General features: G+C 53.1%; 12 protein-coding genes and 1 pseudogene. 6 read left to right on the top strand and 7 right to left on the bottom strand.

All coding sequences use genetic code 11. From position 1 onward, the window contains the following. Positions 1 to 379: 379 nt before the first annotated feature. From pelE2 to hmpA, 3 genes and pseudogenes are all read right to left on the bottom strand, one after another. Complete coding sequence (pelE2, locus tag FDP13_RS07520; protein ID WP_143839126.1) at positions 380 to 1,597, bottom strand: pectate lyase PelE2; 1,218 nt, start codon at positions 1,595 to 1,597, stop codon at positions 380 to 382. A gap of 465 nt (positions 1,598 to 2,062) precedes the next feature. Further along, complete coding sequence (pelA, locus tag FDP13_RS07525; protein ID WP_304506130.1) at positions 2,063 to 3,241, bottom strand: pectate lyase PelA; 1,179 nt, start codon at positions 3,239 to 3,241, stop codon at positions 2,063 to 2,065. Between the two features lie 482 nt (positions 3,242 to 3,723). Beyond that, a pseudogene (gene hmpA / locus FDP13_RS07530) lies at positions 3,724 to 4,912 on the bottom strand (NO-inducible flavohemoprotein). 334 nt (positions 4,913 to 5,246) lie between these two features. On the opposite strand from hmpA, the gene glyA reads away from it, so the two are divergent. The 5 genes from glyA to FDP13_RS07555 all read left to right on the top strand — a co-directional run bounded on the left by glyA (position 5,247) and on the right by FDP13_RS07555 (position 10,968). Then, on the top strand, positions 5,247 to 6,500 hold the full coding sequence (gene glyA / locus FDP13_RS07535) for a serine hydroxymethyltransferase (protein ID WP_012768843.1): 1,254 nt from the start codon (positions 5,247 to 5,249) through the stop codon (positions 6,498 to 6,500). A 135-nt stretch (positions 6,501 to 6,635) separates the two neighbouring features. After that, positions 6,636 to 7,829: a 3-phenylpropionate MFS transporter gene (locus FDP13_RS07540; protein WP_033576849.1), complete on the top strand. Its 1,194-nt coding sequence runs from the start codon at positions 6,636 to 6,638 to the stop codon at positions 7,827 to 7,829. Beyond that, positions 7,829 to 8,491 carry a DUF1007 family protein gene (locus FDP13_RS07545; RefSeq protein ID WP_033576850.1) on the top strand — a complete coding sequence of 221 codons (663 nt, stop codon included), beginning with the start codon at positions 7,829 to 7,831 and terminating at the stop codon, positions 8,489 to 8,491. Before FDP13_RS07540 ends, FDP13_RS07545 begins: the two co-directional genes overlap by 1 nt. Then, entirely contained in the window at positions 8,482 to 9,519 is a 1,038-nt protein-coding gene (locus tag FDP13_RS07550) for a nickel/cobalt transporter (protein ID WP_143839127.1), read from the top strand. Before FDP13_RS07545 ends, FDP13_RS07550 begins: the two co-directional genes overlap by 10 nt. Positions 9,520 to 9,846: 327 nt before the next feature. Next, on the top strand, positions 9,847 to 10,968 hold the full coding sequence (locus FDP13_RS07555; protein ID WP_012768847.1) for an ABC transporter substrate-binding protein: 1,122 nt from the start codon (positions 9,847 to 9,849) through the stop codon (positions 10,966 to 10,968). A gap of 109 nt (positions 10,969 to 11,077) precedes the next feature. Here FDP13_RS07555 and FDP13_RS07560 read toward each other — a convergent pair whose 3' ends face one another. From FDP13_RS07560 to suhB, 4 genes are all read right to left on the bottom strand, one after another. Continuing rightward, positions 11,078 to 11,869, bottom strand: a complete 792-nt coding sequence (locus tag FDP13_RS07560; RefSeq protein WP_143839128.1) for an ABC transporter ATP-binding protein — start codon at positions 11,867 to 11,869, stop codon at positions 11,078 to 11,080. Beyond that, positions 11,866 to 12,849: an iron ABC transporter permease gene (locus tag FDP13_RS07565; RefSeq protein WP_226051536.1), complete on the bottom strand. Its 984-nt coding sequence runs from the start codon at positions 12,847 to 12,849 to the stop codon at positions 11,866 to 11,868. Before FDP13_RS07565 ends, FDP13_RS07560 begins: the two co-directional genes overlap by 4 nt. A 102-nt stretch (positions 12,850 to 12,951) precedes the next feature. Continuing rightward, on the bottom strand, positions 12,952 to 14,076 hold the full coding sequence (locus tag FDP13_RS07570; RefSeq protein ID WP_143839129.1) for an ABC transporter substrate-binding protein: 1,125 nt from the start codon (positions 14,074 to 14,076) through the stop codon (positions 12,952 to 12,954). Positions 14,077 to 14,235: 159 nt separating this feature from the next. After that, the gene (gene suhB, locus FDP13_RS07575) at positions 14,236 to 15,039 is read right to left on the bottom strand and encodes an inositol-1-monophosphatase (RefSeq protein WP_012768851.1); all 804 of its coding nucleotides are present in this window, start codon (positions 15,037 to 15,039) and stop codon (positions 14,236 to 14,238) included. A 127-nt stretch (positions 15,040 to 15,166) separates the two neighbouring features. On the opposite strand from suhB, the gene trmJ reads away from it, so the two are divergent. Continuing rightward, on the top strand, positions 15,167 to 15,916 hold the full coding sequence (gene trmJ, locus FDP13_RS07580) for a tRNA (cytosine(32)/uridine(32)-2'-O)-methyltransferase TrmJ (RefSeq protein ID WP_012768852.1): 750 nt from the start codon (positions 15,167 to 15,169) through the stop codon (positions 15,914 to 15,916). Positions 15,917 to 15,934: the final 18 nt, after the last annotated feature.

The raw sequence follows: 15,934 nt of genomic DNA on the forward strand, positions 1-15,934 counted from the left end.
CAAGGTGGATTTTTAAGCATTTCGGGGGAGATGTTTTGCGATCAAAATCTCGTTTTCTTATGGTGGCTGTTAATTTTGTCTAAACTGTGATCGAGACCGGTAACTTTTGCTAATGGATGTTGAATTGAATTTTCTTTTAAATTCAGTCATATAATTCAGAATTTTTGTCTGACATAAATAAAACTGTTAACAAATAATTCGAATTTTATTAAATATAATTTTATTAATTTAAGTACCTTATTAATGCGAGCGACCCCTATTTGCCGTGATAGACGCTGTTTTTTCCCCGCTGACACGGTTGTTACAAAATTTGAGATCATGGTGACTTGGCGAGGAGATAAGGCCGCCGTTTCCGGCGGCCTTCGCAAGTGAATACAAATTACAGTTTGCCGTACCCCGCATTGCTGCTGATGCTGCTTGCCAGGTTGGTGGTGATGGGTTGCGCTGAATATTTGTATGGGATCTTGGCGGAATAGGTGTTGAAGCCAAAGCCGCACCCGTTCAGGTTGTACGAGGCGCCGTTGATGATTGATCCTTTATCGGAGAAGATCTTGCCGTTAAACGCTTTGACGACGCTACATTCCTTATCGCGGCCGTTGATCTTCTTGAGGTTATCAATGGTAAATGCATTGTACTCAGACAGCAGGCTGCCGCTGGTGCCGATGCCGAAGCTGTACTGATAGCGGTAAGCTTTATGATTGACGTCGCTGGTGTAGACGTTGTTGTAGGCATGAACGTTACCGAAGCGTACGCGCGGAGTACGTTCACCGACACGGTCGAACAGGTTGTTGTGGAAAGTGACGCGCAGTTTACCGGCATCCTGCGAACCGTTGTTGTCGCTGTGGCCGATCAGGATGGTTTTGTCATGCAGCTCGAAGCGGCTGTTAGAGATGGTGACGTAATCTGAACCGCGCTTGATATCCAGCGCACCGTCATGCTGGACATATTTTTCGCCATTTTTGGTGGTGTATTTGTCATCCGTAAAGCTACCGTCGCTGATGGTCACGTGATCAACCCATACATGATCGGTACTGTCGATCACCACGGCGTCCCATTCAGCATTCCAGCCGTCCCCATCTTCATAATGCGGCGCCACGTCTACCGGCGTTTCGATGTACAGGTTACGCAGGATAACGTTGCTGACGCCTTTCACAACCAGCGAACCGTTGGTGAATTTTCCTTTGTTGCCGATGCCGATGATGGTGGTATTGGCGGGAATACTGATCTGGCTGCGGGCTTTCTGGTCGTCAAAGCTGGTGTAGGCTTTGCCGCCGCTGATATCAATCGCCGCCGTCACCTGAATAATTTTAGGTGATGAATCTGTTCCATTGAGTGCCGCCTTAAATTCGCTAATGTTTTTTACGGCGTAGATTTTAGATGATGACGCTTTAGCACCGCCCGTTGTTCCGCCGCTTTCCGTTGCCCAACCGGTGGAGGCGCCTTCCGTCGCTTTGGTGGTTTGCAGACTGGCGGCAGAAGCGACGGATACCATCATCGTCGTAGCGATAAGGGCGGCCAGGACGTTTTTGGTGGTTCCCTGGGCAGAACATCCGGCTGTTTTCTGTATTGAAACGGAAGACATGAGTAAGTTGTTCATAACGCTTTTCCTTAGTGCTTTGTTTGCTCCGTGGAGGATCCCAATGTGTCTATGGATGACTCGAGTGTCATAAAACGAAATACCATTTCGTCTTTTGTTTTGGCGAACACTCATGTGTTTTGGGTGCTTATTTTGTGAGCGGTTTCACGTCGGTGGTAATCTGATCTATTAATTTTATTTATATTGTTGATTGTTTTTGTAACTTTGTGTTACGCGCGCGTTTTGTTTAATTGTTTAAAATCAATTGATTAGTTTTTTATGCATTTTTTTGGTGCGTTTCGTCGTTAAGGCAATGGCTGGTTAACATCGGCGTGAATACCTGAGAGGTATGAATGGAGATCGGCTATGAATGGACGAAAATGAGAGAACAGGGACAACGAATGGAAAACGCGGGCGAGTAAAAACGGAGAGTAAAAACGGATAGTAAAAACGGCTGCCTGCTGGGCAGCCGTTGAATACGCGAAATTACAGTTTGCCTGAGCCGGCGTTGTCCGTAATGGACTGAGCCAGTACGGTCGTCATCGGCTGAACATCGTAAATGTAAGGGATCTTGCTGGTGTAGGCGCTGAAACCGCAAGACAGATCGACGGCGCTGCCGTTCAGGACGGAACCGTTGTCAGAGAAAATGGAGCCGTTGAATTTCTTCACAACTTTACATGCTTTGCTGGCGCTCAGGTTCGCAATCGTGAAGCTGTTGCCCTCGGACAACACGCTGCCGCTGGTACCGATACCAAAGCTGTATTGGTAACGGTATACCGGATCTTTCGCATCACCTTTGAAAACGTTGTTGAAGCTGTGGATGCTGCCGTAACGTACGCGAGGCGCGCGTTCGGTTACGCGGTTGAATACGTTGTTGAACAGCGTGACGTGCAGCTTGCCTTTGTCCTGGGCGGAGTTCGTGTCGCTGTGGCCGATCAGCATGGTTTTGTCGTGCTGGTCGATCAGGCTGTTTGAGATGGTTACGTAGTCGGAACCGCGCTTGATATCCAGAGCGCCGTCATGCTGCACGTAGGTTTCACCGTCTTTGGTGGTGTACATGTCGTCGGTGAAGTTGCCGTCACTGATGGTGACATGATCGATCCACACATGATGTGCGCCATTGGTGATATTCATGGCGTCCCACTCGGCGTTCCAGCCATCACCTTTTTCGTAGTGCGGCTCTACGTCAATCGGCGTCTGGATATAGACGTTACGGATGATGACGTTGTTGGTGCCGTCCGTACCGTCAATAATCAGAGAGCCGTTGATGAATTTGGCGTCGGTGCCAAGCCCGATAACCGTGGTATTGGCTGGAATGTTAATCTGGCTGCGGGCTTTTTGATCCGCGAAATCGGTGTAAGGCGTACCGCCGCTGATATCGATCGTCCCTTTAATTTGAATGATCTTTGCCACTGCACCGGCGCTAAGGGCACTGGTGAATTCGCTGATATTCGTGACGATGTAGATATTGTCGCTGGTTGCAGCGGCGCCGCCGGTCGTGAAACCATTCTGCGACGCCCAGCCGGCGGCGGGGGCAGATTCCAACGCTTTATTGCTAACCAACTCGGCAGCGGAAACACCAGAGGCCATCATACCGGCGATCAAGGTAGCCAGCAGATATTTTGAAGAGCGGGTAAAAGAACGTCCTGAAGCTTTGTTCATCATATTTTTCCTTAGTTGACTCTTATCTTAAGTGTTAAAAATAATTTCCATATATATCTATGGGTTATTTTTATTTATTGACCTCAAGGAATACCATGCAGTGAACTTCATGATGTGTTAATCCTATTTCATTAACAATAATGAAGATTTGTCGTTGGTATCGCATAAGGGCTGCCAATGAATACAGTCTATTTATTTGTTTTTCAATGACAGACAATAATGAAACGCTGTTTTAAATGTAACATTGTGTTTTTTATTTCTTATTTATATAGAATGTCTTAACTCTCTTTGTGTTCGGGAATAAGACGCGGAAGGGGTCGGTGGCAGTTGTTTTTCCTATAACGTATTTATTTTTCAACATAAAATAATAAGAGATGAAACATTCATCAGAGCGTGGTGGAAATAAGGCGTGACGGCATTTATTGGTGGGAAATAAAACAGGCCATGACCGGCCTGTTGACATAAATGAAAGTAATTTCTGTCGGCTATATCACTTTATGTGGACCAAAACATTCATAATGAATCTGCGATTCGGTCATCCCCAATTCCAATAGTTGGCGCGCGATAAATTGCATAAAGGCGACCGGTCCGCACAAATAGCATTGTAAGTCCGCCACCGGCAGTGGTGCCGGAAGGTTCTTCAGCGTCATTAAACCGTGAAAAACAGAGAGGTGGTTCGCGGCTTGCAGCGATGTTTCCCGATACCAGACGTAGGAGTGGAATTGCGGCAATGCGGCACCGACGTTGGCGATTTCATCCGCGAAGGCGTGTACCTCCGCGTTTTCAGCCGCGTGTAACCAGAATACCTCGCCCTGATGTTGCTGTTGTTTCAGACTATGCAACATGCTGAGCATCGGGGTTTGGCCGACACCGGCGGAAATCAGCGCCACCGGCGTTGATGCCGGCGTATCCAGAAAGAAATCACCGTGCGGCGCCGCCAGTTCAATCACATCGCCTTCCTGGGCAATATCATGCAGATAGCCCGAAACGCTGCCCTGAGCTTCACGCTTAACTGCGATGCGGTAATAGCGTCCGTTCGGTTCATTAGTGAGTGAGTACTGACGAATCTCCTGGTATTCGAAGCGCTTATCGCGGATGTAAACCGCCAGATACTGACCGGGGCGAAACGCCGCAACCGGGCCGCCGTCGACGGGCTCCAGCGTAAAGCTTATGATCAGGCTGCTTTGCGGCTGTTTCGCCACGATACGAAACGGCCGTGTGCCATGCCACCCACCGCTTTGTTCGGCGCTTTGCTGATAAATGTCGCTTTCCCGCTTGATAAAGACGTCTGCCAGTACGTTGTAGGCTTTGCCCCAGGCATCCAGCACCGCCTGACCGGGCTGGAACATTTCTTCCAGCGTTGCCAGCAGGTGAGTGCCCACTATCTGATACTGCTCCGGCCGGATGTTGAAGCTGGTATGTTTCTGGGCGATTCGCTCGACGGCAGGCAACAGCGCCGGCAGGTTCTCAATGTGTGTGGCATAGGCGCAAATGGCATTGAACAGCGCTTCACGCTGATCGCCATTACGCTGATTACTCATATTGAAGATGTCTTTTCAGTTCCGGATTATGGTGGAACATCCGCTGATAGAAGTGAGCGGTCAGCGCCGGGCCTGTTTCGGCCAGCAAGGGAATCGTGGATTTGATGGTGGCGATGGTTTGTTGATCCAGCATGGTGAACCTCTATATTGTTGTCTTTAAGTTGTATTTAAAATGCATCTTATTGAAAAGAGGGTGGCCTGTAAAGACCTCGTGATGTTCTGGGAAACGGTGTGGGGAAACAGAATCGCGTGCATGAAAAAATTGCAGGTGGAGAATGAGAAAAAGTCAGCCAGAACGATAAATCCCGGCAAGACGAGAAGCCTTGTGTAGCCTGTAGCTAATCGTTTGCGTAAAAACCTCTGTCAAGCTCTATCATCGCCAGTCCAAAACGGTTTACACTATGTACCCACGGCCCTCTGGGGTGATTTTTAATAAAGAAGCAAGTTAGCTGAGTCAGGAGATGCGGATGTTAAAGCGTGAAATGAACATTGCCGATTACGATGCCGAGCTATGGCAAGCAATGCAGCAAGAAGTGGTGCGTCAGGAAGAGCACATTGAACTGATTGCGTCAGAAAACTATACCAGTCCACGCGTCATGCAGGCCCAGGGGTCTCAGCTGACCAACAAATACGCCGAAGGGTATCCGGGCAAACGCTACTACGGCGGTTGCGAATACGTCGACGTGGTTGAACAGCTGGCTATCGATCGCGCTAAAGAACTGTTCGGCGCCGATTATGCCAACGTTCAGCCGCACTCCGGTTCTCAAGCTAACTTCGCCGTCTATACTGCATTGCTGCAGCCGGGCGACACCATTCTGGGTATGAATCTGGCGCACGGCGGCCACTTGACTCACGGCTCTCCGGTTAACCTGTCCGGTAAGCTGTATAACGTCGTGCCTTACGGCATTGATGAGAGCGGCAAAATCAACTACGACGAAATGGCCGAACTGGCGCGCACTCACAAGCCGAAAATGATCGTGGGCGGCTTCTCTGCGTATTCCGGCATCGTTGACTGGGCGAAGATGCGTGAAATCGCCGACAGCATCGGCGCTTATTTGTTCGTCGACATGGCGCACGTCGCCGGTCTGATCGCTGCCGGCGTTTACCCTAACCCGGTTCCGCACGCACACATCGTGACCACCACTACCCACAAAACGCTGGCCGGTCCGCGTGGCGGCTTGATCCTGGCCAAAGGCGGCGACGAAGAACTGTACAAGAAACTGAATTCCGCCGTATTCCCGGGCGGTCAGGGCGGCCCGCTGATGCACGTTATCGCGGGTAAAGCGGTAGCGCTGAAAGAAGCGATGGAGCCGGAATTCAAAACTTACCAGCAGCAGGTAGCGAAAAACGCCAAGGCGATGGTGGAAGTGTTCCTGTCCCGCGGTTTCAACGTGGTGTCCGGCGGTACTGAAAACCACCTGTTCCTGCTGGATCTGGTCAGCAAGAACTTAACCGGTAAAGAAGCTGACGCCGCGCTGGGCCGTGCCAATATCACCGTAAACAAAAACAGCGTGCCGAACGATCCGAAGAGCCCGTTCGTGACCTCCGGCATCCGTATCGGTACGCCGGCGGCCACCCGCCGCGGCTTCAAAGAAGCGGAAGTCCGTGAACTGGCCGGCTGGATTTGCGATGTGCTGGACAACATCAATGACGAAGCCGTTATCGAGCGCGTCAAACAGCAAGTGCTGGATATCTGCGCCCGTTTCCCGGTTTACGCCTGATAACCTGCCTGATGGCGTCCGACTGGCTCGGATGCCCTGCCAACGCCAGCCTTCGGGCTGGCGTTTGTTTTTCCGCTTCCCGTTGCGTCTGCTCCGGCTCTCTGCCAGAGTAACCGACCGTAGAGGGGAGACGACATGGTTTTGCAATCCACATCCTGGCTGGCGCTCGGCTATTTCACCTATTTCTTCAGTTATGGCATTTTCCTGCCTTTTTGGGGCGGCTGGCTCAAAGGCGAAGGGTTATCCGCCGAGGCGATCGGCATTCTGCTTGGCGCCGGGCTGGTGGCGCGATTTGTCGGTAGCCTGTTCATTACACCGCTGGTGAAAGACCCCGCCCGATTGATTACCGTACTGAGGGGATTGGCGTTGTTATCGCTGTTGGCTTTCATCGGCTTCTGGCTGGGCAGCGCCTGGTTATGGTTGATGCTGGTGATGGTCGGTTTCAACCTGTTCTTTGCCCCGTTGATTCCGCTTACCGATGCGCTGGCGGCGACCTGGCAAAAACAGATGCCTCTGGATTACGGTCGGGTGCGGGTGTGGGGCTCGGTGGCGTTTGTGATTGGCTCCGCCGTCACCGGGCAACTGGTGGTGGTCTGGGGGCATCAGGCGATTCTGGTCACTCTGGCGGCGGGGCTGTTATCGATGCTGCTGGGGATGGCGCTGCGGCCGCATGTGATGCCGGCTTCCGTCAAGCGCCACCAGACGCAAACAACCGCCACGCCGTGGCGTGTGCTGCTGCGCGAGTCGGCGATTTGGCGTTTTTTACTCTGTGTGTCGTTGTTGCAGGGGGCTCATGCCGCCTATTACGGCTTTAGCGTGATTTACTGGCAACAAGCGGGGTATTCGGCGGCGGTTATCGGTTATCTGTGGTCGCTTGGCGTGGTGGCGGAAATTGTCATTTTTGCGTTCAGTCATCGTCTGTTCCGGCATTGGAGTGCGTCCGGCTTGTTGGTCTTGTCTGCGGTGTGCAGTGTGGTGCGCTGGAGCCTGATGGGGGCCACGGTGTCGTTGCCGTGGTTGATCGTGATGCAGATTTTGCATTGCGGCACGTTCACGGTTTGCCATCTGGCCGCAATGCGGTTTATCGCGTCACGCCACGATGCCGACGTACTGCGTTTACAGGCTGCCTATTCGGCGTTGGGGACTGGCGGCGCCGTCGCTGTGATGACGGTGGTATCCGGTTTTCTGTTTGAGTATCTGCAGGGGGGAACCTTCTGGGTCATGGCTCTGCTGGTATTGCCGGTCTTTATGTTGTGTACGCAGGTGAGTGCTCGCTCGCGCTGGGGACGCCGGCCTGCCGATAATGGCGAAAATGGTCAGGATAAATAATGTTACATTATAACAGTTCAGGCTTTTCATGCCGTTGGGTAAGCTGCCTGCTATTGATGATAATGGCGGTTTCCGGTCCGGCGCTGGCCCATCCACACAGTTTTATCGATATGACAACCACCGTGGAAGGGAAAGACGACCAGATCACCGGGCTGCGCATGAACTGGACCATGGATCCTATCACTTCTGCGGATTTGCTTTACGATGCTGGCAACGCCGCTAAAGACTCTGAAGTATGGAAGAAACTGGCAGCGGAAGTGATGGCGAATGTGCTGGGGCAGCATTACTTTACTGATATCTATCGGAATGGAAAGCCTGTGAAATACCAGTCGTTACCAACGGAATATCACCTTTCCCGTTCGGGCAATAAAGCGGTGCTGGAATTCGTGTTGCCGCTGGCTCATCCACAGCCGCTGGCGGGGGCTCCGCTGCTGATTTCCACGTATGACCCGACTTACTTTGTTGATATGTCGTATAAAGACGACAAAGCGATTCAGATTGGCGCTGCGCTGGCTGCTCGCTGTAAAGCGACGTTGATGACGCCTAAACCGGATGCATCACTCCAGTCCTATGCGTTGTCGTTGGATAAAAATGCCAAACCGTCCAAAGATGTAGAATTGGGAAAACAGTTTGCTCAGCAGGTTACGCTGCAATGCCAGTAAATCGCCTGCGCATTCTCCGACGTTATTTACGCTGGTGGCCGCCGGCGCTGTTTTTACTGCTGATGGGCGTGGCCGCATGGCAGGCACTGGTCTGGTGGCCATCGATTCTGCTGCAAAGCATTGAATGGCAGCGGTCGCTGCATCAGCAGATGTCGGATTTGATGGAGCAGGTGCAGGCGCGGCCCCATCAGGCCGGCTGGACGCTGGTGATGTTCAGTCTGGTGTACGGTGTGTTGCACGCTGTTGGCCCGGGTCATGGCAAAGTGGTGATCGCGACCTATCTGGCGACCCATCCGTCCCGGCTGAAAAGCAGTTTGCAGTTGACCCTGGCTTCCGCCTTGCTGCAAGGACTGGTGGCCGTAGTGTTGGTCACCCTAGTGCTGGCGGTATTGCAACTTTCCAGCAAAGCATTGCACATCGGCAGTTTCTGGATGGAAAAAAGTAGTTTTGTGCTGGTGATCGTTCTGGGCGGCTGGCTGTGCTTACGCGCATTGCGGCGCTTGTCGGCAACGCTATTCCCTCGTGCCAGACCTCGCCTTCATGCCCTAACGCCGATTGCGGCGCCGACGGCGGCAGAACGATTGGCGCCGCCAGCCAGACGCCATCGACATGATGAACACTGTGGGTGCGGCCACCAGCATGTGCCGGCGGCAGATGCACTCAACCATAGCGATGGTTGGCGTTCTCGCCTGATGGTCGTGTTGGCTATGGGGCTGCGCCCGTGTTCCGGCGCGATACTGGTGCTGCTGTTCGCCAAAGTACTGGGAGTGTTTTTCTGGGGGGTGATCTCAGCCCTGACCATGGCGCTGGGAACGGCGCTTACCGTTTCGCTGCTGGGGATGGCCGTATTGTTTTGTCGCCGTCAGTTGGAACGCCTGAGTCGTAACGGTACAGCTTCACGCTGGCAGCCTCTGTTTTGGTCCGCCTTGTCGCTGGCGGGGGGAATCATGCTGACTTTTGCCGGTATTGTGCTGTATCTCACCACGCAACCTGAAGTGGCGGGAGGCATTCGCCCGTTGATAGGGTAAGTGCGACGCTGTGTAAATGTCTCTGGTTCACTGTCTTCGCGTGGTCGTTGTATTTCGTTTTTTGCCAGCCTTCCTGCCGTGTATACCCAAAATAATTCGAGTTGCAGGAAGACGGCAAGAGAGAGAATCCCGATGAGCTTACTCAGGTAAGTGATTCGGGTGAACGAACGCAGCCAACGCACCTGCAACTTGAAGTATGACGGGTATATCAAACAAATATCCTCTCTTTTTCATGTGAAACATATTGCCCGAATACAACTGCAACTTTATTATTTACATTGAATGATAATGAATCTCATTACTTGTAAATAGTCAGGGAATAATAGAATGCAAAAGTGGTTGTGTGCCGTTGGCATGGTGTTGGGGTTAGTTTCGGCAGTCAACGCCGCTCCGATCGTAGTGGAAGACGTAAGCGGCAGAAAAGTTGAGATTAAGTCTGATGTTAAGCGTGTGATTCTGGGGGAAGGGCGACAGATTTATCTGTTGGCGGCGTTTGATACCGAGGCGCCGTTCCAGCGCGTGGTCGGCTGGCGAGATGATTTGCCGAAGGCCGACTATGACGGCTATCTGGCGTATGAGCATAAATACCCGCAGATTAAACAATTACCCACTTTTGGCGGCGCCAAAGACGGTACTTTCAACGTTGAGCAGGCGGTGAATCTGAAGCCGGATCTGGTGCTGATGAATCTGGAAGCGAAAGCCGCTACCGATGAAGCCAAGCTGATTGAAAAACTCAGCGGCTTGGGCATTCCGGTAGTGTTTATCGACTTTCGTGAAAAGCCGTTTGAAAACGCCGAGAAAAGCATCCGCATCATGGGCCAACTGCTGGGTAAGCCGGCACGCGCCGAAGAGATCGTGCAGTTCCGTCGCCAGCAGATTGAGCTTGTGACCGAGCGCCTGAAGAACTATCAGGGACCGCGTCCAAAAGTGATGATCGACCGCGCCGGTGGTTATGACGAAGAGTGCTGTATGTCATTCGGCAATGAAAACTTCGGGAAAATGGTGGAGGCCGCCGGCGGCATCAATATCGCCAAGGGAATTATTCCCGGTACTTTCGGCACCCTGAATCCGGAGCAGATTATCAGTGCGCGCCCGGACGTGGTGATCGTCACCGGTGCCAACTGGAAAAACTACAATACCGCCAATGGTTGGGTGGGCGTCGGGCCGGGAGCCGACAAACAGCAAGCGTTGCAGCGCCTGCAGAAACTGATGGAGCGTTCGGCATTCAAAACCTTACCCGTGGCTACCAACGGCAAGGCCCATGCTATCTGGCATCAATTTTATGACAGCCCATATCAGTTTGTGGCGATTCAGGTAATGGCGAAATGGCTGCATCCGGATTTATTCAAAGACATCGATCCTGATGCGACTTTCCGTACTTTCCATGAGAAATTTTTGCCGCTGCCGTATCAGCCGGGTTATTGGGTGACGCTGCCGGCGAAATCCTGACCGTTCGTCGCCGCCGGCTGGGCGGTGACGGTAACCCATAAAAAAACGCCCGAACATTGGTATGAACGGGCGTTTTTTGTTGTGACCGGCCGGGTGACAAGGCTGATGTTTACAGCGTCGGTGCAGTCACCAGTCCATCGATCATCACTTGCGGGATCCCCTGGGAACAACGCTCTATACGGCCGCGTACACCGTATACCTGCGCCAGACTGTCTTCACTGATGACTTCGGCCGGCTCGCCGTTGGCAATCAGTTTGCCGTCTTTCAGCATCAGCACGTGGTCGCCATGGCGCAGCGCGATATTGATGTCGTGCACCACCACCACCGTCACGATATTGCGCTTGCGCGTTTCCTGACGCACCAGGTCCATCACGTGGAATTGGTAGTTGAGGTCAAGCGCGCTGAGCGGTTCATCCAGCAAGAGTAATGACGGCTGACGGATCAGCGACTGCGCCAACCCGACCAACTGTTTCTGACCGCCGGAAAGCTGGTCCAGATAGCTCATCGCCAGATGCGAAATACCCAGTTGCCTGAGCAGCGTCAGCACCTCGTCTTCGTTGCTGTCGTAGTGCAGCTCACCGGAGGCACGTTGGGCGACGATGATCGACTCCAGCACGTGAAGATGCACGCCGGCAGGCAACGATTGCGGCAAATACACCACTTTTTCCGCCCGTTTGGCGAACGGCAACTGCATCAGGTTAACGTCATCCAACAGCAGGTCGCCTTGGGCTTGTCCCAAACCCGCCAGCGCACGCAGCAGCGTTGATTTACCGCTGCCGTTTGGCCCCAGCAGCACCGTTATCTTACCGCGCGGCAACAGCGGCACCGAGAGATCGTTAATAATGCTTCGCTTCGGATAACCCGCGGAAAAATGAGAAATCGACAGTCCGTTGTGGCTCATACATTCCCCCGGTTACGCAGAATAATACTGAGGAAGAAAGGAACCCCTACCAGCGAGGTGACAATCCCTACCGGAATAATGACCCCCGGCAGCAGGTTTTTAGAGGCGACGGAGGCCAGCGACAACACCAGTGCGCCGGTCAGGGCGCTGGCTGGTAGATAAAAGCGGTGATCCTCGCCAAAAATCATACGGGCAATATGCGGCGCAACCAGACCAATAAAACCAATCGGCCCGACGAACGCGACCGACAGCGCCGACAGGAAGCTAATGCGCAGCAGTGTCGCCAGACGCAAACGGCGTACGTTGATGCCGAAGCTGATGGCGCGATCTTCGCCTAAACGCAACGCGGTCAGCTTCCACGAACTCATCATTGACAGCGGCATCACTACGGCTAGCACCGCCAGCAGAATGCCGAGTTTTTCCCAGGATGAGCGTGCCAGGCTACCCATGGTCCAGAACACCAGTCCTTGCAGCGTATCTTCGTTGGCGATGAACTGCAGAATGGATACCAGCGCGTTAAAGGTGAATACCAGAGCAATCCCGAACAATACCACGCCGGAAGTCGCCACCTTGGTCCAACGGGTAATCCCGTCCAACAGCAGCGCCGCCAGCAGTGCGAACAGGAAGGCATTGGCCGAAATGAACCATTGCGCCGGAACACCCGGTATACCGATCCCCAATACGATAGCCAGCGCCGCGCCGAATGCCGCCGCAGAGGACACACCCAACGTGAATGGACTGGCCAGCGGGTTATTCAGGATGGTTTGCATCTCCGCCCCCGCCAGCCCCAGCGCCAGACCAACCACCACCGCCATCAGCGCATACGGCAGGCGGATATCCCAGACGATAACGCGGCTGCCGGCATCCGCATTGGCCGGGTCGGTCAGCGTTTGCCACAACACATCCAGCGGCAAGCCGGAAGGGCCGAGCACAAAGTCCAGCAGCAAAGACGCGACAATCGCCACGGCCAGCACTGCCATTAGCGCCAACCTGTGACGGATGATATTCCGGTAGTGGGTTATCGCGCTGTTTTCAGCCGTGTCGACACGGCTGATGGAGGATTCGGTGGTTACACTCATGGATTACTCGGCCAGTTTACGGGCAAACACAAAGTTGTTGTCAGGCAGGGTAGTAAAATGGCGAACGATGTAATGATAGGTATCGTCCGGGTTCAGCGAACCGAACTGCTTCGGATACACCGCTTTAGCCAGATACTCCATGCCGACAATGTTATACGGGTGGTTATAGAAATGGTGGTAAACCCCATAGACCTGGCCGGCTTTAATCGCCGGGATCTGATCAATGCCGGTGCGGTTCAGCAGAGCTTTGGCTTTGTCCTGAATATCGCTGTCGCTGGCGCTATAACCAAACGGCAGGATTTTACTGGTGCCGTTGCCGCGTTTGGAGCCGGTCATGATGTAGGTATCGGGTTTTTCGCTGATCACTTTTTCCAATGAGACAAAGCCTGATGCGCCCGGCAGCAGTCCGGAACCGATATTTTTCGCGCCGATGGCTTCCAGCAGGCCGCCCCAGCCGTTGTGACCATGGGTAAAGCAGCAGGCATCGGTGTTGCCGGCGATCGGTTCAATAAACACATTGGGTTGGGGGGTGATGCCGGTCGTGACTTTTTGGATATCGGCAAAATGCTGGCGATAAAAATCAGTATAGGCTTTGGCGTTTTCTTCGCGGTTCAGCACTTTGCCGAGCAAATCAACACTGGGTGCGGTGTTTTGCGCCGGGTTGATTTCATAATCCACGAACACCAGCGGAATGTGCAACGCGTTCAGCTTACCGATGACGCCATTTTCCATTAAAGCCGGCTTCGCACGCAGTTGGGCAATCATCAGATCCGGTTTTTTAGCCAGAATGCTTTCCAGTTCCACTTCGCCTTTGTCGCTAAAGCCCATGTCCAGAATGCCTTCGGACTGCGGCCATTTGCTTTTCAGTACATCCCAGGTGGCGGAGTCTTGTTTTTTGGGCAAGTTATTCCAGGCAACAAGACGGTGGAACGGATTATCGCGGTCAAGCAGCGCCAGCGCCATGATATCGCGGCCGTCTTGTAACACAACGCGCTGCGGTTCCTGTTGGATAGTGACGCTTTGTCCGTCGATATCAGTCAACGTGAGGGGATACTGGGTGGCGAGGCCGGCAAAAGAAGTTGTCAGTGTGGTTGCCAGCAAAATGTGACGCCATGATTTCTTTAACATAATGAATCCTGTCATTAACCGCTGTGTGATGGTCAATTAAAGCAAATGAATGAGTTTAATAATTATTATCATATAAACTTAAACTTTTACTCAACAGGGCTGAGTTGTAAAGAAAAATAACAGCGTGGGCATGTCCGACGGACATGCCCACAGGGAGGATTAACGCTTCAGCGCATCACTCAGTTGGTCGCGGATGGTGGACAACAGCGATTTCACCACGCGTGGGTTACCGGCAACGATATTGCCGGAAGTGAGGTAGTTATGGCCGCCGACGAAGTCGGTCACGATGCCGCCGGCTTCACGCACCAGCAGTTCGCCGCCGGCGAAGTCCCAAGGTTTGAGGCCAATCTCAAAGAAGCCATCCACGCGGCCGGCAGCCACATAGGCCAGATCAAGCGCTGCGGAGCCGGTGCGGCGGAAGTCGGCGCATTGGCTGAACAGCGCTTCCAGTACGCGCAGGTAGCTGGCGCTGTGTTGCTTTTGTTTGAACGGGAAACCGGTCGCAAGAATAGTGCCGTCCAGATCGCGGGCATTGCTGCCACGCAAACGGTAGCCATTCAACTGCGTACCCTGACCACGGGTAGCGGTGAACAGTTCGTTGCGCATGGGATCGTAAACGACGGCCACTTCAGTACGGCCTTTAACGCGAACAGCGATGGAAACGGCAAAATGGGGAAGACGTTTGATAAAGTTGGTGGTGCCATCCAGGGGATCGATAATCCATTGAACGTCCTGATCTTCGCCAACCAGTTCGCCACACTCTTCACCGATAATGGTGTGCTGCGGGTAAGACTTACGAATAACTTCAATAATCAGGCGTTCTGCATCACGATCAACGTTAGTGACAAAATCGTTACTGCCTTTCTGGCTGGCCTCGACGGCGTCGGGCGTTTCATAGTTTTTAGCGATCAAGTTGCCGCCTTTGCGCGCTGCGCGCACGGCGATGTTAAGCATCGGATGCATGGTATCGTCCACAAGAATGTTAAAGAACAGAAAACGGCGCGGAGTATAGCAGATAGCAGGAGAAAGAGAAAACAGAGAAGTTTGTGTTAATATACGCCGGTTTTCCGTTTCGTATGACAGAGTCCGCATGTTACAGAATATACGCATTGTGCTGGTGGAAACTTCACATACCGGCAATATGGGGTCAACGGCCAGAGCAATGAAAACCATGGGCCTGACCAATCTTTGGCTGGTTAATCCGCTGGTCAAACCCGATTCGCAGGCGATTTCGTTGTCTGCCGGCGCCAGTGATGTCATTGGCAACGCCACTATCGTCGATACCCTCGATCAAGCGCTGGAAGGATGTGGCCTGGTGGTCGGCACCAGCGCCCGCTCCCGCACGTTGCCCTGGCCGATGCTGGAGCCGCGTGAATGCGGCGTACGCAGCATTCAGGAAGCGCAACGCGCACCGGTAGCGATTGTGTTCGGCCGTGAGCGCGTGGGGCTGACGAATGAGGAACTGCAAAAATGTCACTACCATGTGGCGATCCCCGCCAATCCTGAGTACAGCTCGCTCAATTTGGCGATGGCGGTGCAGATCCTGTCTTATGAGGTCCGCGTCGCCTGGTTGGACAGCCAACAGCAAGGTGAGCCGGCGCATGAGGAGAGTCCTTATCCGCTGGCGGATGATCTGGAACGTTTTTATCAACATCTGGAAGAGACGTTGCTGCACACCGGTTTCATCCGTCAGGCGCATCAGGGGCAGGTGATGAACAAGCTGCGCCGGTTGTTTACCCGCGCCCGTCCTGAAAACCAGGAGCTCAATATCCTGCGTGGCATTCTGAGCGCGATCACCAAGACCGCCTCGTCGACAGACAAGCCGCAGGACAATAGTTGAGTTATTTACTCGGTTAAA

The organism is Dickeya sp. ws52 (assembly GCF_007210685.1).
In the GTDB taxonomy this organism is placed as follows: Bacteria; Pseudomonadota; Gammaproteobacteria; order Enterobacterales; family Enterobacteriaceae; genus Dickeya; species Dickeya chrysanthemi.